21 protein-coding genes are annotated in these 16529 nt (G+C 63.1%); 10 read left to right on the top strand and 11 right to left on the bottom strand.

All coding sequences use genetic code 11. The features are described from left to right. Positions 1-94 precede the first annotated feature (94 nt). Positions 95-697, top strand: coding sequence for a TetR/AcrR family transcriptional regulator (locus tag AYJ54_RS17245; protein WP_063700364.1), 603 nt, complete (start codon positions 95-97; stop codon positions 695-697). A gap of 42 nt (positions 698-739) precedes the next feature. Here AYJ54_RS17245 and AYJ54_RS49385 read toward each other — a convergent pair whose 3' ends face one another. From AYJ54_RS49385 to AYJ54_RS17225, 6 genes are all read right to left on the bottom strand, one after another. Next, a complete protein-coding gene (locus tag AYJ54_RS49385) occupies positions 740-1408 on the bottom strand; it encodes a hypothetical protein (RefSeq protein WP_136623749.1) in 669 nt (222 codons plus the stop codon). Positions 1409-1463: 55 nt separating this feature from the next. Continuing rightward, complete coding sequence (locus AYJ54_RS17240) at positions 1464-1895, bottom strand: hypothetical protein (protein WP_136623748.1); 432 nt, start codon at positions 1893-1895, stop codon at positions 1464-1466. A gap of 115 nt (positions 1896-2010) precedes the next feature. After that, positions 2011-2175 (bottom strand): hypothetical protein, encoded by a 165-nt coding sequence (locus AYJ54_RS50740; protein ID WP_161491874.1) that lies wholly within the window; start codon positions 2173-2175, stop codon positions 2011-2013. A 44-nt stretch (positions 2176-2219) separates the two neighbouring features. Continuing rightward, on the bottom strand, positions 2220-3587 hold the full coding sequence (locus tag AYJ54_RS17235; RefSeq protein WP_063700361.1) for an MFS transporter: 1368 nt from the start codon (positions 3585-3587) through the stop codon (positions 2220-2222). A 75-nt stretch (positions 3588-3662) separates the two neighbouring features. Further along, complete coding sequence (locus AYJ54_RS17230; protein WP_063700359.1) at positions 3663-5192, bottom strand: aldehyde dehydrogenase; 1530 nt, start codon at positions 5190-5192, stop codon at positions 3663-3665. Further along, positions 5189-5839 (bottom strand): GntR family transcriptional regulator, encoded by a 651-nt coding sequence (locus tag AYJ54_RS17225; RefSeq protein ID WP_063700357.1) that lies wholly within the window; start codon positions 5837-5839, stop codon positions 5189-5191. The genes AYJ54_RS17230 and AYJ54_RS17225 overlap by 4 nt, the downstream gene beginning before the upstream one ends. A gap of 152 nt (positions 5840-5991) precedes the next feature. Here AYJ54_RS17225 and AYJ54_RS17220 point away from each other — a divergent pair, with 152 nt between their 5' ends. Next, a complete protein-coding gene (locus AYJ54_RS17220) occupies positions 5992-6765 on the top strand; it encodes an alpha/beta fold hydrolase (protein WP_063700354.1) in 774 nt (257 codons plus the stop codon). 123 nt (positions 6766-6888) lie between these two features. On the opposite strand, the gene AYJ54_RS47260 is transcribed toward AYJ54_RS17220, so the two are convergent. From AYJ54_RS47260 to AYJ54_RS17210, 3 genes are all read right to left on the bottom strand, one after another. Next, positions 6889-7122, bottom strand: a complete 234-nt coding sequence (locus AYJ54_RS47260) for a DUF3551 domain-containing protein (RefSeq protein ID WP_283808669.1) — start codon at positions 7120-7122, stop codon at positions 6889-6891. A gap of 418 nt (positions 7123-7540) precedes the next feature. Then, positions 7541-7726 carry a hypothetical protein gene (locus tag AYJ54_RS17215; RefSeq protein ID WP_063700352.1) on the bottom strand — a complete coding sequence of 62 codons (186 nt, stop codon included), beginning with the start codon at positions 7724-7726 and terminating at the stop codon, positions 7541-7543. A gap of 54 nt (positions 7727-7780) precedes the next feature. After that, the gene (locus tag AYJ54_RS17210; RefSeq protein ID WP_063700350.1) at positions 7781-8185 is read right to left on the bottom strand and encodes a response regulator; all 405 of its coding nucleotides are present in this window, start codon (positions 8183-8185) and stop codon (positions 7781-7783) included. A gap of 132 nt (positions 8186-8317) precedes the next feature. Between AYJ54_RS17210 and AYJ54_RS17205 the strand changes: the two genes are divergently transcribed. Both AYJ54_RS17205 and AYJ54_RS17200 read left to right on the top strand, forming a co-directional pair. Continuing rightward, on the top strand, positions 8318-9251 hold a 934-nt coding region (locus AYJ54_RS17205; RefSeq protein ID WP_245329048.1), incomplete at its 5' end, for a chemotaxis protein CheB. Positions 9252-9261: 10 nt separating this feature from the next. Then, complete coding sequence (locus AYJ54_RS17200) at positions 9262-9543, top strand: hypothetical protein (RefSeq protein ID WP_063700348.1); 282 nt, start codon at positions 9262-9264, stop codon at positions 9541-9543. Here the strand turns inward: AYJ54_RS17200 and AYJ54_RS49380 are convergent. Then, the gene (locus AYJ54_RS49380; protein ID WP_136623747.1) at positions 9494-9703 is read right to left on the bottom strand and encodes a hypothetical protein; all 210 of its coding nucleotides are present in this window, start codon (positions 9701-9703) and stop codon (positions 9494-9496) included. The two genes, AYJ54_RS17200 and AYJ54_RS49380, sit on opposite strands and share 50 nt — an antisense overlap. A gap of 183 nt (positions 9704-9886) precedes the next feature. Here AYJ54_RS49380 and AYJ54_RS17195 point away from each other — a divergent pair, with 183 nt between their 5' ends. From AYJ54_RS17195 to AYJ54_RS50735, 3 genes are all read left to right on the top strand, one after another. Further along, complete coding sequence (locus AYJ54_RS17195) at positions 9887-13054, top strand: CheR family methyltransferase (RefSeq protein WP_063700346.1); 3168 nt, start codon at positions 9887-9889, stop codon at positions 13052-13054. Beyond that, positions 13054-13800 carry a Crp/Fnr family transcriptional regulator gene (locus AYJ54_RS17190; protein WP_063700344.1) on the top strand — a complete coding sequence of 249 codons (747 nt, stop codon included), beginning with the start codon at positions 13054-13056 and terminating at the stop codon, positions 13798-13800. The genes AYJ54_RS17195 and AYJ54_RS17190 overlap by 1 nt, the downstream gene beginning before the upstream one ends. 208 nt (positions 13801-14008) lie before the next feature. Further along, complete coding sequence (locus AYJ54_RS50735; RefSeq protein ID WP_161491873.1) at positions 14009-14176, top strand: hypothetical protein; 168 nt, start codon at positions 14009-14011, stop codon at positions 14174-14176. Positions 14177-14806: 630 nt separating this feature from the next. Here the strand turns inward: AYJ54_RS50735 and AYJ54_RS17185 are convergent. Continuing rightward, complete coding sequence (locus tag AYJ54_RS17185) at positions 14807-15091, bottom strand: hypothetical protein (protein WP_063700342.1); 285 nt, start codon at positions 15089-15091, stop codon at positions 14807-14809. Between the two features lie 518 nt (positions 15092-15609). Between AYJ54_RS17185 and AYJ54_RS17180 the strand changes: the two genes are divergently transcribed. The 3 genes from AYJ54_RS17180 (at position 15610) to AYJ54_RS17170 (ending at position 16416) form a co-directional block, all read left to right on the top strand. Further along, positions 15610-15816: a hypothetical protein gene (locus AYJ54_RS17180; RefSeq protein ID WP_063700340.1), complete on the top strand. Its 207-nt coding sequence runs from the start codon at positions 15610-15612 to the stop codon at positions 15814-15816. Beyond that, positions 15813-16040 (top strand): hypothetical protein, encoded by a 228-nt coding sequence (locus AYJ54_RS17175; RefSeq protein WP_245329047.1) that lies wholly within the window; start codon positions 15813-15815, stop codon positions 16038-16040. The genes AYJ54_RS17180 and AYJ54_RS17175 overlap by 4 nt, the downstream gene beginning before the upstream one ends. A 157-nt stretch (positions 16041-16197) precedes the next feature. Next, positions 16198-16416, top strand: coding sequence for a hypothetical protein (locus AYJ54_RS17170; protein WP_063700338.1), 219 nt, complete (start codon positions 16198-16200; stop codon positions 16414-16416). Positions 16417-16529 lie beyond the last annotated feature (113 nt).

The following is a 16529-nucleotide window of genomic DNA, read 5'->3' as shown; positions in this document are numbered from 1 at the left end:
AGCTGGAAGACGCAAGAAAAAAGAAAGCTAGAACAAATAGATAGGATTTGGCGTTAAGCCTCAGGTAGAACGCGAATTCCGAGGAGATAGGCACATGGGCATGGGACGCCCCCGTGAATTCGACGCCGAGACGGCGTTGGACCAGGCGATGGAAGTGTTTTGGCGCCATGGCTATGAGGGCGCCACCATTGCCCAGCTCACCGAGGCCATGGGCATCAATCCGCCGAGCCTCTATGCCTGTTTCGGCAACAAGGAAGGGCTCTTGAAGGCCGCGCTCGACCGCTACACCAAGCTGCGCGGCGCCTGGATGGAGGAGGTGGTGGCCGCACCGACCGCCCGCGAAGTCGCCGAACGGATGCTGATGGGCATCGCCGACAAGCAAACCGATCCCGCCAATCCGCCCGGCTGTCTGCTCGTGCAGGGCGGCATCGCCTGCGGCAGCGGCTCCGAAAACGTCCCCTTCGAGCTCGCCGCGCGCCGCGCCCAGAATGAAGATCAGCTCCGCGACCGCTTCATCCGCGCCAAGGCCGAAGGCGATCTCAAACAGACCTCCGATCCTGCCGCGCTCGCGCGCTATGTCTCGGCCGTCTCCGTCGGCATGGGCGTGATGGCGTCTTCAGGCGCCGACCGCGAGGCGCTGCGGCAAGTGGCGACCGTCGCGGTGCAGGCGGTGGAGGCGCAGTCGGGGAGGGGGTAATGCTCCGACGCGGTGCTTCGTGACCCGATAGTTCGGCGCACCTTAAGGCAGCTTCTCCCAAACGTTCTGGGCATCATCAGTGATCGTCACAGGGAGGTTCGGCGCCGCCTGTGTTACGCGAGCGCTTTCGCCGTAGAAATAAATGGTATCGCCCCATCCAGAAACTTGAATTGGTGAAGACTGTCCGCACTCATTTTGCGCAATCAGATTGGAGCCATCGGTGTAAATTTTGGCTAGTTCTCTGGGAAAAGTATAAGGTTTGCCCCCATTGCATCCACCGTTCTTTCCGAGCTTTACCTGATAGCTTCCTATCAGTTTACTTTTCAGATCGGGCGACGGGGTCTTCGAAGATCCCAACACTATTGACACAACTGCAACTATCCCAAGGATAACTGCGACAATCAAAGCTACCCTTGCGATAAGAGCATCCCGCTTCGAACGAGCTTCAATCGTTGCAAGAGCGAGTTTCTGTTTTTGAATGTTGGTAAGCCCGGAAAGTTCGAGTCGAAATAGCTCCGCCGTCGCAGCTATGGCGTCAATTTTGTCCTTTTCGGGAGCGCTCGAGATGATCTGGGCGCGTTGCTGCAGTTTGGCCCGATAAGCAGTGCCGCGACTATGAACGCAATCAAACTGAGCCCGCTTCCCACATATTGGATAGCTTGCCACATGCATGCACCGCAAATTTTGATCTTGCCCAGAGTAGGCGGTCACTTCTGGCCTTGCAACGTCAAGTTGGACTTCGCGGGATATTTCTGACGTTCACCACCTAGGGTAACTTCGAGATTTCCTTGCCGGCGCCATCGACGATGACGGCCCTCGGATTGCCGCCGCGCGTCTGAAGCTGCACATAGGCGAGTCCCTCCGCCGCGGAGAGCGCGATACCGCTGCCGTCCTCGCTTGAGGCGATCTTCACCACTGGCCGTCCTTGCGACGTGATCAACCGGAGCAACACCGTCTCGGGATAGGTCGAGCCATCCGGTTGCGTCGTGGCCGGATGGATCGAGATGCTCGCTCGGATCTTGCCCTGCTCGTCCACGATCTGCAGACCTCGGCCGCGAAGGATACCATCGGGCGCCGCGGACGGAGCGGCGACAGCGCGCTCCCGCGCCACGAATACGCCGACAATTGCCAGAAGGATGGCGAGATTCACCAGGGTGACGGCAATCGAAGTGAGCTGAAGCGGCAGCCGGCTTGTCATTGGCGGGTCCTCCTCGATCAGTCGCAGCCTCAAACGGGGAGCGGGAATGGTCATTCTTGCTCGCCAGAAAGTGCGGAAGTTAGGCGGACCTTCGGGCTCGAGCCACTGGCGCGGGTCACCTCGCGCCGCCGATAAGCTTCATTGTGCTTTCGATGAATTGATCGTCGTCCGGCATATCGGCGCCGCCGATCTCGACTGCGTCCCGAAGTTCGATGCGGCTGTGAAGCCAGAATTGCACGAGTGCGCCGGCCGCGCAGAACAGACGTCCCGATGCAGGCATCGGAGCGTCCGCGGTGCGATAAGAGCTGAGCAACGACCGAGGACTTAGGAAGCTTCGCTCAGGACTGGCGAAGCGGATTCTTCGGCCTTGAGCTCCTCGAGACTGCGATGCCGAGGCTCGATGCCGAGCGCCCAAACCGTGATGATCTGCAGCATGAGCAGCCCGATCATCAGCGCCATGACACCTGCCACGCCGCGCGATTCGAACAGTGACACCACGAGGAACGGTGTGACGATGGTGGCGCCGCGCCCAAGAGTATTGACGATGCCGGATGCACGCAGGCGGACCTCGGTCGGAAACAGCTCGGGGATGTAGATGCCGAACAGAAGGGCGACCAGGACGTAGATCGGCACCGTCAACGCGAAGCCCACGGCCGGTAGCAGGATCGGATCCGAGATCATCGGATAGAGAATTCCGAGCGCCACCGAAATCAGGGACGCGCCGATGATGGTCGGCTTGCGGCCCCAGCGGTCGGCAGTCAGTGCGCCGACGGCCGAGCCGATGGGCGCACCGAGCGCCATCAGCAGCGAATAGCCGAACGATGTCGCGATCGAGAGGCCTTGCTTGACGAAGAACACGGGCAGCCAGGTGACGAAGCCGTAGAGCAGGGTGTTGATCGTGATCAGGCAGACAGAGCCGACGATCATTCGCGACAGCAGAGGTGCGGTGAACAGCGTGCCGAGATCGGCAGCGACCGGAGCTGCTGTGATGGACGCGGGAGCAGGCAAGGGCTGTCCCTGCGCCGCCTCCTTCTCGATCGCCTGCATGAGCGCTTCGGCCTCGCTGGTGCGCCCCACGGCCTCCAGCCAGCGCGGGGATTCCGGCAGCGACTTGCGCATGTACCACACGATGAGCGCGCCGATGCCGCCGAGCACGAACATCGAGCGCCAGCCGAATTGAGGCACCAGCACGGATGCAACCAGCAGCGCCACGGGAAGGCCCGTCACGACGCACACGGTCGTGAAGCCGAGCCATTTGCCGCGCGTGCGAGCAGGAACGAACTCAGTCATCGTCGAATAGCCGACGACATTCTCCGCACCGAGCCCGACGCCCATCGCGAAGCGGCAGGCGATGAGGAAGGCCATGTTCGGCGCGAACGCCGCAGCAAGGGAGGCGATGCCGAAAAGCAGCAAATTGAATTGATACGTAAAGCGGCGCCCGTAACGGTCGCCGAGGAAACCGGTGCCGAACGATCCCAGCATCATGCCGACGAAGGTCGCCGAGATGAAAGCCGCGTTCTGGGAGAGTGTCGAAAAGCCCGTTTTCAGCGTCACGCTGAGCACGGTCCCGGCGATATAGATGTCGAAACCGTCGAAGAACATTCCGATGCCGATCAACAGCATGATGCGGCGATGGAACGGCCCGATCGGAAGCCGATCCAGACGGCTGCCTGCATTCACTGATGTCGACATTTGCGCTCTCCCTTGACTGTTATCCCGGTTGATGCGGCCCGCCTTCTATGGGCGGTCTGCCGCTCGCAATTTCTGCTAGTTCAGTCGCTTCTGGCTGGCCGTGTCGCGATACCAGTCGAACGGCGGCTCATGGGTCGCGACCATCACGCTCTTGGTGTTGAAGTGGTCGTCGAAGCTCTCGGTGCCGCATTCGCGGCCGATGCCGGAGTCGTCGACGCCGCCCCAGGGAGAGGCCGGGTCGAGCCGGTGGTGGTCGTTGATCCAGACGATGCCGGCCTTGACGGCTGCAGCGACACGATGAGCGCGGGCGACGTCGCGGGTACGGATCGCAGCGGCGAGGCCGAAGGGCGAGTCGTTGGCAAGTCGCAACGCATCGGCCTCGTCCTTGAATGGTGTCACCGAGGTGAACGGCCCGAACACTTCCTCCTGGAAGATGCGCATGTCGGATTTGACGTCGGCGAAAACCGTCGGCTCGACGAAATAGCCATTGTCATGGCCCGGCACCTTCGCGGCGACGCCCCCCGTGACGAGCCGTGCGCCATCCTCGTGACCGTAGCGCGCGTAAGTGAGAACGCGATCGCGCTGCCGGGCCGAGATCACCGGACCCAGTTGCGTGTTCGGATCAAAGGGATCGCCGATGCGGATCGTGCGGGTCTTCGCCTTCAGTTTTTCGACGAATTCGTCGTAGATCGAGGCCTGAACGATATGGCGCGAGGCGCAGACGCAGGTTTGACCGGCGCCGATGAAAGCCCCAAACGCGGCGTAGTTGACGGCGCGATCGACGTCGAAATCGTCGAATACCATCACCGGCGTCTTGCCGCCGAGCTCCATGGTCTGATGGGCAAACACCTTCGCGGCCGCGCTGCCGGCGATGCGACCTGCCTCGGTGCCGCCGGTCAGGACCAGCTTGTTGATGTCGCCATGCTCGGCCAGCACCTTGCCAGCGCTCTGGCCGAGTCCCAGCACGATATTGAAGACGCCGGGCGGCAGGCCGGCTTCAGTAAAGATCTGCGCGAGCCTCAGGGTCGTCAGCGGGGTGTATTCCGACGGCTTGACCACGGTGACGCATCCGGTCGCCAGCACCACGGCGAGCGACTTGCACAGGATCATCAGGGGGTGATTGAACGGCGTGCAGTTGGCGACGATGCCGATCGGGGTGCGGAGCGTGTAGTTCAGATACGCCCCTTCGACCGGGATCACGGAGTCGCGACGCGATAGCGCGAGGCCGGCAAAGTAGCGGAAGAAATCGGGCAGGCGGGAGAGCTGGGCGCGGGTCTCGTTGATCGGGCGACCGTTGTTGAGGGTTTCCAGCCGGTACAGGCTGTCAAGATTGGCCTCGAAGGCATCGGCCAGCCTGTTGACCAGTCTGGCACGCGCGCGCGTATCCATGCCGCCCCATGCCTTGCCTTCGAATGCGGCACGCGCGCTCTTCATCGCGTGGTCGATGTCTTCGGCGGTCGAATTGGGAATTCGGGCGATCACGTCGCCGGTTGCGGGATTGCGGACGTCCAGCATCGCGCCGTTGCCGGCTTCGACTTCGCGCCCATCGATGAAATTGCCGTGGATTTCGGCGTCGATCGACGCGGGCTTCGACGGAACGTTCATGATGACCTCTCTTCAACGATGACGGCGTTGCGCTTGAGCGCCGGCAGGACACGTTTCTCGGTGGCCGCGATGTGGGCCTTGATGATGCGCGCCGCGGTCCGCGCCTCGCGCTGCTGCATGGCGTCGATCAGGGCGACATGCTCGGCGACGAGCTTCGCCGGGTCGTGCCCTCTGAGATTGGACACGCTGACGCGGACCAGCCGGTCGGCTTGGCCAATCAGGTCGCACAGCGCCGCCGCCATGCGGCGATTGCCGGACGCATTTGCCAGTGCGGTGTGGAAACCGCGGTTGTAGGCGATGAAATCTTCGTGGTTGCCAGAGAAGTGGCGGAATTCGTCGAGCGATTTCAGGACGCTATCGGGAGCGCTCTCGATCGCCTCGGCGACGCAGGCCGGCTCCAGCGCGAGGCGGAAGCGCAGCAGGTCGCGGGCGTCGGAGAGCGAGATCGGGGTGACCCGATAGCCCTGGCGCGGCTGCACCGTCACGAGGTGCTCGCGCTGCAGCCTCAAGAGCGCATCGCGAACCGGCTGCCGGCTCACTTCATAGCGCTCTGCCAGTTCCTGCTCTCGCATTTCATCGCCCGGCGCAAAGCGACAAGCTAAAATATCAGTTCTAAGACGCTCATAGATATTTTCGCGCAAAAGCATGAGCAAGGGGCCTCCGTGGCCCGTAATTTCATCATCCTGATATATCACGTCAAGGCCAAATGCTTGAAATCGGGGAAATTTGATTTATCAATCGGGCTTTCAGGCACGCAGTTGCGCGTGATCCGACCGACGCAGTCTAGGAAAGACCGGACATGGACAGGCTTCTTGCCAACGGGACCGTCAACGCATCGCAATCCGGCGAGGGGCCGCCGCTTTTCCTGTTCCACTCGCTGTTGTCGGATCGCGCGAGTTTCGACGCGATCGTCCCGGAGCTCGAGGGATCGTTTCAGACCATCGTGCCTGAGCTACCGGGGTTTGGCCGTTCGCGCGCAGTGGAGGGCGGACTTGTCGCGGTCGCGGACCGGATGGCAGAGGCGGTGAAAGATGCTGCGGACGGCGCGCCGACGATCGTGCTCGGCAACGGCTATGGCGGGTTCGTCGCTTTGCAGATGGCGATCCGCCACCCGGAGATCGCCAGCAAGCTCATTCTCGCCGATTGCGGCGCGGCGTTCTCTGAGCCTGGCCGCGAGGCGTTTCGCAACATGGCGAGGGTGTCTCGGGAGAAGGGGGTGGAGGCGATCACTGACGTCGCGATGCGGCGCCTGTTCGCGCCCGACTTTCAGGAGCTGCATCCGGAGCTGATGCGGGGGCGTCGTGAAGCCTTTCTGCGGACGAATCCAGACGTGTTTCGCGCCGCATGCGATGCGTTGGCAAGCCTGGACCTCCGCACTGAGCTTGCCGGAGTGAAAGTCCCGGTTCTCGTCCTTGTCGGTGAACACGACGAGGCGACGCCTCCGCGGATGTCGCATGAGTTGGCCGCGGGACTGCCGCACGCCGAACTCAAGATCATTCCAGGCTGCGCGCACGTGCCACAGCTTCAATCGCCGCGACAGTTTCTCGGCGCCATGAAGGGATTCTTGCTCTGAGCTCCCAGCCGCCATCTGAGCTGCAAGGCGGATCGCCTGCGGCCGCCGCAGGTTGGCGAACGTCGTGGTGCTGGCGGTCGCGGCGCAAGCGGGGCGCGAGTAGAACGCGTGCTACCGTCTGCGCTACCGGCGATGGCGCTGCTGACCGTATGCCGCGCGCGGATTCAGGCCGCAGCTGACCCTGCGTCCAGACGCCGATGCCAGGCATTGGGCGCGCGTGCTAAAGCTACAGTCGCCGGGAAAGCCCACGCCTTTGCCCTGGATGCACCAGGGATATATTCGGGCATGCGCAGGCGTCGCTCCGGCGAACGCACTCATCACGATGATCAAGCAAGCGAAGACTGAAAATCTTTGCACGGACCGCTCCCCTGGTTTGAAGAGATCGCGAGAACATCAACCTTCTCCCGCCCGGTGAGTTCCCGTTCGTCCCGTCGCGGCGCATCCAGGGTACGTGTACCAAAAAGCAGCGGCGGCGATTCACATAGCCTAATGCGCGCGGCACCTCGGGTGGTCAGACTGTCCGGGCTGGAAAAAGGGGGCTGCGATGGCGATGGACCGCATCGAGCAGGCATTTGTCGCGACGGCAATCACGGGTTTTCTCGTGATGACGGTGGCAATTGTCTGGATGATGCTGAGCTGACGGCGGGGAGATCATCTGGGGAGATCATCTTGCGCATCGCGCTGCCTTATGCCGGGGCCATTCTCTGTCTGGCGCTGAGCGCTTGGCTGGCCTTCGAGCATCTGTTCTGACCGTCAATTTGTCGTGAGCCTGCGTTCAGGCATTATGTCCGGACGGTTGACCTTCGTTGTGCGGGCTTTCGCGACGCGTGAGCTCCTCGCGCAGGCGTAGCGGACTCACGAGGTGATCGCTGCCGCGCAGCAGCGCCAAGGCTTCGCGTACCAGTTCGCGCGAGTTGTTCAGGATCCGCGCGTCGAGTGCGGAATTCGGTGAGTAGATCATCCAACGTCCCTTCAGATTCCAATGAGCGGTTCGCGGGCGACGCGTGGTTGGGCGTCATGTCTGCCAATCGCCGATGATCGCAGCCAGATTCTGGGCCATTGCGACGATATCGATCGGCTTCTCCCAGAGCGGCACGTCCTGGAATTCCGGCCCGATGCTGATCCTGTCGTACCCCGTGGTGAACACGAAGGGCACCTTGCGCGCCCTGAGCTCACGGGCAAGGGGAAAGATCAGCTCGGAGCGAATGTTCACGTCAAGCACGGCGGCATCCAGAATGCCACCGCCGTGAAGAATCCCGACCGCATCCTCGATATGGCCGACGGGGCCGGCAACCTCAGCGCCTAGCGCGCGGAGCGTTTTGCCGATGTCGTCGGCGAGGAAATATTCGTCCTCGACCACGAGAATGCGGCGACCCGTCAGCAGCGCGCGTTGACGAGGCAGCGTGGGCGAAACGGACATGATCCCTCCGAGGGGCCTCCAACAGTTAGGAACATAAAGCGGACGCCCGCCTTGGTGCAAACGATGCAAGCGAAGGTGGGTTCCATGAGCAACCGCGACATCATCGTCATCGGGGGCTCGGCGGGAGCCACNCCGTCTGCCGGCCGGCCTGCCAGCCGCCATATTCATCGTCCTGCACATACCGGCTCAAGGCATCGGTATCCTCTCGACGGTGGCCAGCAGCGCTAGCAGGCTTCCGGTCCTGCAGGCCGAAGACGGCATGAAGATCGAACCCGGCCAGATCTATCTGGCAGCGCCGGACCATCATTTGCTGCTGTCGGACGATCGCATGTTCCTCGGGCGCGGTCCGCGCGAGAACATGGTGCGGCCGGCAATCGATGCGCTGTTTCGCTCGGCCGCGCTGCATCACGGTCCGCGCGTGATCGGCGTTGTCCTGAGCGGCCTGTTGTCCGACGGCGCAGCCGGTCTCAATGCCATCAAGCGCTGCGGCGGTATGACGGTGGTGCAGGATCCCTCGGAAGCCATCGCGGACGAAATGCCGCGACGCGCTTTGCTGGCGACCACCATCGATCTCTGTGTTCCCGGCGCCAGCATGGGCGACGTGCTATCTGAACTCGTCAGGGAGGCTCCTGGCGCGGCGCTCCCGATCCCGCCGGAGATCAGGCTCGAGGTCGAGATTGCGGCCGGCGACCGGATCGGCAGCGACAACCTTATTTCGCTGGCCGATCCCGTCGCGCTGACCTGTCCGGCCTGTGGCGGCGTCTTGTCCGAGGTCAAGGAGCAGCGCCCGATGCGCTTCCGCTGTCAGGTCGGTCACGCCTACACCGCCGATGCGCTTGCCAAGGAGCAGGAGGGCCGCGTCGACGAAGCTTTGCGCGTCGCGCTGCGCATCATCGAAGAGAGGGCGGAGCTGGTGCAGCGCATGGCCACGGACGGCCGGCGCGGCGGCCGGTCTGCGGTCGCCGAAATGTACGAGATACGGGCCGCCGAGTATCGCGAATATGCCGACATGATCCGGCGCGTCGTGCTACACTCGCTCGATCCTCCGGTTCGCAAGGAGGCCTGAAGGCACCGCCATGGTCCTCTCCCTTGCCGAACGTACCGAGCAGCTCAATGCCGAGCGGCGCCTTCTCATCAAGGCGGATCGGGATATCGAGGAAGGCTGGCAGCGAATCCGCGACCAGGAGGAGCGGGTGCGTGACCTTGAGGCCGGCGGCCATGACATACGCCAGGCGGAGCGGCTGGTCGATCTGCTCAAGCAGACCCTGGTCGAGTGGGAGCGTCACCGCACCCTGATCGAGCAGCGCGTCACCTATCTCCGGCAGCAGGTCGATCCGGCATCGCCGTGGGACGTCTGACGGACGGCCGCCTGAATTCCGCGCCGAGCTCGTACATATAGTCGAGCTGCCGCTCGACGCTGCGGCGCCAGCGGTCGTTCTCGTCGAGCAGCCGTCGGGCGGTCGCCGTGGCTCCCTCGGCCCGCTTGATCAGGACCGCGAGTTCTTCAGATATCGGCATCGCGGGCTCCTGCGGAACCGGACGAGTATGGACCTTCCGGCGAGGGCTGACAACGCTCGCACCGCCGGATGGAACGGAGCGCATCACATTTCCGCCTTGGATGTGTTGGGATAAGATCAATTTCTGCTATTTGCAGGTAGCGGGCGCCCGTTGCTCCCGCCAGCCAGTGAAAGCCACCAAACCATGAATGAAGTCGGCGACCGGCCGGTCGAGGGAGAACGCCAGATCAAGACCCCGCTGATCATCGGGGTGGGCGCATCGCCCGGTGCGCTGGACAGCATCGAGCGCTTCTTTGCCAAGCTGACCGTCGGGGCCGATCAGGCCATTGTGCTGGCGCTTCAGCATCACGAGGCCTTCGACGGACCCCGGTTGCGCGAGATCGTCCAGACGGCGAACGGCATCAGGGTCGCCGATATCGGCGATGCTCAGGCGATCGAGGGCGGCACGATTTATCTTTGCCCGCAGGCGATGATCACTACCATCCAGGGCGACCGGTTTGCGATCCGCAAGGCCGAGCAGGCGCCCGGCGAGCGGGCCACGATCGATAGCTTCCTTGTGTCCCTGGCCGAAGAGCGCGCCGAGCAATCCATTGGCGTGATCCTCGCCGGCACGGGCGACGACGGCACGCTGGGCACCGCGACGCTCAAAGATCATGGCGGCCTCGCGATCGCTGAGAAGATCGTGAGCCATGAGGCCGATCATCTGCTCGACGGCAACACGCCCGCCGCCATCGCCGATTACGTGCTGCCGCCGGAAGATATCCCCGAGCACATCCAGGTCTATGCCCGTCATTTGCGGCGCCTGGAGGAGAAGCAGGGCTTCGACGAGGTGCTGGCTGCAGCCGCAACCTCGCTGTCGCGGATCGCCGACATCCTGCGCAACAAGACCGGCAACGATTTCCACGGCTACAAGCAGAATACCTTCCTGCGCCGCGTGCAGCGGCGCATGCAGGTGATCCAGATCGACGAGATCCCGGCCTATGTCGACTTCTTGCGCAACGACAAGGACGAGGCGCAGCATCTCTTCAACGATCTCCTGATCGGCGTCACCGAGTTCTTCCGCGATAAGCGCGAGTTCGAGGTGCTGGAGAACCAGATCATCCCGAAGATCTTCGAGGGCAAAGGCGCGGGCCAGCAGGTTCGCATCTGGGTGCTCGGCTGCGCCACCGGCGAGGAAGCCTATTCGATCGGCATCCTCCTGCGCGAGCACATGGCGCGGCTGGAGTCCCCGCCGCAGGTGCAGATCTTCGCGACCGACATCGACGGACGCGCGCTGGCGACCGCGCGGGTCGGCCGCTATCGCACCAACATCGAGACGGACATGACCAGCGAGCGCCTGGCGCGCTGGTTCGTGCGCGAGGGAGACACCTATTGCGTGGTGAAGGAGTTGCGCGAGATGTGCATCTTCTCGCAGCACAACGTCATCAAGGACGCGCCGTTCTCCAAGCTCGATCTCGTCTCCTGCCGCAATCTCCTGATCTATCTCAACGCCGAACTGCAGAACCGCGTGATCCCGCTGTTCCATTTCGCGCTGCTGGCGGACCGCTTCCTGTTCCTCGGCAATTCCGAGAACGTGACGCGGCATCCAAAGCTGTTCTCGCCGGTCGACCGCCGCGCCCGCATATTCAAGAAGCTGGAGACGGGGACGCGGCTGCCGCCGGAATTTCCGATCACGACCGCGGCGGGCAGGGCGCCGGTCGAGGTGCCGCCGGTCCGCTCGTTCGGTCCCGACGTCGGCCTGGAGCGGCGCGCGCAGCGCATCGCGGAGCGCTATGCGCCGGCCTACGTCATCACCGACGACAATTTCCAGATCCTGCACTTCTCCGGGCGCACCGGGCGCTACATCGAGCCGACGGCGGGCACCGCCACGCTCGACCTGCTCCAGCTCGTGCACCGCGATCTCAGGCTTGAATTGCGCACCGCGCTGAGCCGCGCGGCGGAGACCAACGAGCCCGCGCATGCCGAGCAGGTGCAGCTCGGGCTGAACGGCCACCGCATCCTCGTCGACATCACGGTCGAGCCGATCCAGGAGGGCGCCGGGGGCCACCGCAATTTCGTTGTCCTGTTCAAGGACGGCCCGGTCCGCGTCATCGACGCCAACCAGAGCAACCCCAATGCGCTGGTGCGCACCGAGCATGTCGAGCGTCTCGAAAGCGAGCTGCGCGCGACGCGGGAGCGCCTGCAGGCGACCATCGAGGAGCTGGAGAGCACCAACGAGGAGCTGAAATCCTCCAACGAGGAATACCAGTCGCTCAATGAGGAGCTGCAATCGGCCAATGAGGAGCTCGAGACCTCGCGCGAGGAATTGCAGTCGGTCAACGAGGAGCTGACCACCGTCAACGGCGAGCTGGCGCACCGCGTGCAGGAATTGACGCGTGCCACCAGCGACCTGAAGAACTTCCTCGAGAGCACGCAGATCGCGACCGTGTTCCTCGACAACGAGTTGCGGGTGATGAACTTCACGCCGGCGATCACGCAGGTCCTGCATCTCGTCGAAACCGACGTCGGCCGTCCCGTCGCCCACATCAAGGCGCGCATCCCGATCGAGGAGCTCTATGACGACGTCCGCCGCGTGCTGCGCACCCTTGCGAGCGCCGAGCGCGAGCTGAGCGCGCCGGACAGCGGCACGCGCTACATCGTGCGCATCCTGCCCTATCGCAGCATCGACAATTTCATCGCCGGTGTGGTCATCACCTTCATCGACGTCACCGCGGTCACCCGCGCCGAGGAGCGGCAGCGCCTGCTACTGGCCGAGCTTCAGCATCGCGTCCGCAACACGCTCGGCGTGGTGCGCTCGATCGCCCGCCGCACGGCGGATTCGAGCGCCACCGTCGAGGAATTTGCCTCCCATCTCGACGGCCGCCTCAACGCGTTCGCACGTACCCAGGCCTTGGTGACGCGCGATCCCGAGGGCGGCATCGATCTCGAATATCTCGTCGTCGAGGAGCTCCTGGCCTACAATGCGAGGGAAGGCGAGCAGGTGCGTGTCTCCGGCCCGCGCGTGCGCTTTCAGCCGAAGGCGGCGGAAACCTTTGCGCTCGCCATTCACGAGCTCGCGACCAATGCGCTGAAATACGGCGCTTTGAGCCAGCCCAGCGGGCGCGTCGAGATTTCCTGGCGCCTCAACGAGAGCGTCGACCCGGCCGAACTCGTGTTCGAATGGCGCGAGCGGGGCGGGCCGCAGGCCGCGCCGCCACCGCGGAAGGGCTTTGGCACTGAACTTCTGGAGCGTACGCTGGCGTTCGAGTTCAAGGGGCAGACGACGATGTCCTTCGATCCATCCGGACTGAAATGCACGATCATCATCCCCCTGAGCAAGCGTACGTTCCACACGCCGGCGGTGGCCAGTTGATGCCCGTGTCGATGCTCGATCGAAGCCTGACGGAGCCGGCCATCCGCCGGCTGAATGCGCTTCGGCCGTTGTCGGCGGAGGCTTCCGCCGCGCTCGAGCAGGCCATCCTCGAAGGGATGCAACGCGCCGGGTCCGGCGAAGACCTGATCTCCGAGGGGGACCCTGTCGACAGCGTCCGCATCGTGCTGTCGGGCTGGCTCAGCCGCTACAAGACGCTCGAGGACGGCCGGCGTCAGATCGTCAATTTCGTTTTTCCAGGCGAGACCTGTGACGCGCATGCGTTCCTGCTGTCGGTGATGGATCATTCCATCGCGACGATGACGCCGGTCGTCTACAGCGAAATCAAGCGCGCGCGGTTCGAGAGCCTGGTGGCGAGCGACGGCTCGCTCGCGGAAGCGTTCTGGTGCGAGACCCTTCTCAGCAACGCGATCCAGCGCGAATGGGCCATCAACCTCGGCCGCCGCGTGGCACTGGAGCGCGTAGCGCATCTGTTCTGCGAAATCTTCGAACGGCTTCGTCCGGTCGGGATGATCGACGGTAATTCCTGCCTCATGCCGGTGACGCAGATGGATCTCGCTGATGCCACCGGCCTTTCCGTCGTCCATCTGAACCGCACTCTACAGGAGCTGCGGGCGACCGGCCTGATCGTGCTGCGGGAGCGCACCCTGACCGTCAGCGACCTCGACGCCCTCAAGGACGCGGCGCTGTATTCGCCGAGCTATCTGCAACTTTATCGGCGTGGCTAACAGGAGAGGCGGTCAGGGCTGGGAGGGCTAGCGGGCTTCAGCGAAGCCCCCTCACGGCACACGCGGTCGTTCGCCAGTCCCTGTGAATTTAGCTCCGAACCAACGCCGCCTGGGAACGTTTACCTGCATGACCGGCAAAAGGCTCTGCCCGTAGGCGCCCCTGAGAGGACGGTTTCGTTCTCCCGCCTGCAAAACAGGGAGCGCCAGCATGCAGTATCGACCGTGGGTCTACCGCCCTTCCAACGATGAGCCGGAGCGTGTCGAATTCTTGCGCCAGATCGTGAATGAGGCGCGCAAGGTTCTCAACGCGGCTTCGCCCGACACCTTCCTGGGCCGCAAGACCCAAGAGCCGTTCCCGAAGGAAGAGACGTGGTAACGGCAATACTCTTGCCTTTTCTAGTCGGGAGATATTGGCACTAACTGCATAGCTGAGCGAACCTATCCTATGTTAATTTTCGAGGTATGGGACGTGAACGAGTCATCTTGGCGATTGCAGTCGCGGCCGGTGCTTTCACCGTCGGCGCCGTCGCGGCCCTCGCGTTCGGCTTTTGATCTAGCTCAACGAACGCTCCCCGTTCGGGAGTTGCCTGTCACGGGGCACGAAATCCGAACGGGGCGCACCATGACGCGGCCGTGGATAGTCCAATCGCTGGTTTGGCTGCTGGCCGGTCTCGGTCTGCTGGCTGTTGTCTCCATGTTTCTGTGAGATCGCCTCAGGCCGGTCGAACGTAGCATGAAGGTGCTGGAAAAACCGCTTACCGACTCCTCCCGCGAGCCTTTTGCCTCAGCGAGCCGCCCCGCAGGTTCTTGCCCGAGACCAGAGCTCGCTGCATGACCACCACCACACATTTCCGATATTGAGTCACGAGAGTGCAGGCTGCGCTCGCCGGGAACGGGTCAGATGTCAGCGCGTGCCGATGCGTTGATGTCGTGGGCAGAAACCGGAAAAATAAGCACCCCGTTCATCATCTCCGTTGCGTCCGGTTGTCACCCGGCAGTGCTGTGATCAACGACGCTTTGCCGCTTTGCTTCGTCGATTGTAGGGCGAGCGGTTGATGGGCCGCAGCGAAATGCCTTCGCGGTGGGCTTTGCTGCGGATGGCTGCGACGGGGCGTTGAAGCTTGATGCTCATCACGCCGGTCGGTGTGTTTCCCTTCGCAAGCTGTTTCAACTTGCTCACATCGGCACGTGACCAGGGTTGACGTGTGCGACGCTTGTACGATGGATTGGCCTTGCGTGGTCCTTTTCTTCCGATCGGCGAGCCCGCCCGTTTCCATGCTTCTTTAGCCATGATGGTCCTCCTTCAAATCCTTCATGAACAAAGGAATCAGCAATTCGGTTCCGGGGTGGTAGTCCGTAAGGGTGGGTTAGCGCAGCGTAACCCACCTCTTCTGTATCCGGGCAAACAGACAGCGGTGGGTTACGCCTTCGGCTAACCCACCCGACGCGTCAACAATGTTTTGCGCTGCCCGTCGGGCGAAACACCCAAACTGTCGGTCAACGCCTGGTCGCCAAAATATTCTGTTTTATCGAAATTCGGGTTCGCCGTAGTTTCGCCTCACTCCGGCCCAAGAGGGGCGTATTGCGCCGCGAGAACGTATTCAATTCCTGATCACCAATTGATTATCCGGCACATGCCACAGCGCAAAATCGCACGGCGTTAACCTATTGAAATGCCGGAACCCGCATTTGCACCGGAAGCTAGCAGCAACTGTCGGTGTGGGCCGTCTCGCCCGACAGCCTGTGGCCCCGGCGCCAACCTCCCGCCGGGGTCAATTTCCTTCTTTTCCGAATTCACCCGTGGAAGAGATGACCGCCAAACGCAATCGTACGAAACAGACGCAATCGCTCCAGGAGCGCTTGCTGTCCTCGGCTGAAAAGGCGCGCGAGCTCGCGCGCCGCATGCCTGCGGGCAAGGATCGCGAGTTGCTGCTGCGACGTGCCAAGCAGAACGAAGTGACCTCGAACCTGACGGAGTGGCTGAGTGCACCCGGATTCAGAAGACGGGGGGGATGACGATGCAGAGCATCAAGCACTACCGCGCCTTCCAGATCGACCCGGACGGTCACGTCTTCGGCTGCGTCAACCTCGTCTGCGGCGACGACGAGGAAGCCAAGCGCAAGGCCGCCGCGCTTGTGCTGCTCCACCGCATCGAGCTGTGGCGCCTGGACACGCGGATCGCGCAATTCGACCTGCCGCCCGAGATCGCCCGTCAGCAGGCCGCCGGCCATATTCCATAGACAAAGTTCGCCGTCATGCGGCGAGCCGATATCGATGGCGGTGGCCGCGCTTGGGGAAGGAATGTCTCCGAGGCGGCGACGTTGCGGTAGAGACTGACGAGCATCGCTCGGTGCTCATGCAGCGAAGCCAGCCGCAAGGTGAATCCGGGTGGAGCCGATGTACGCGCTCTTCGAAGGTGACAGGCAGATCGGCGATCCATTCCCCACCGAGAAGGAGGTGTGGGAGGCGGCCCTGATCGAGGGGCTTGTGACCGACGTGCCCGTTGCAGACGAGGAGGAGGGCGGCCGGATTCTTCCCATCGGATATCATGTCCAGAGGCTGGACGAGACCTGCGATCCCCGGCCCGATTGGAAGCCGCCGCGCGAAATATCGTAAGGGAAACGTGACATTTCGGAGCGTGCGCCTGCACCCGGGCGCCCCTGTGGCCCGGAAAAACGCCATCCACTACGGCGCTTGCCAGCCCAAAGCCGAGCGGGTAGAAACCCTCC

It is taken from the genome of Bradyrhizobium centrolobii, assembly GCF_001641635.1.
GTDB classification, from domain to species: Bacteria; Pseudomonadota; Alphaproteobacteria; order Rhizobiales; family Xanthobacteraceae; genus Bradyrhizobium; species Bradyrhizobium centrolobii.
This window is presented reverse-complemented; position numbering and strand designations above follow the sequence as displayed.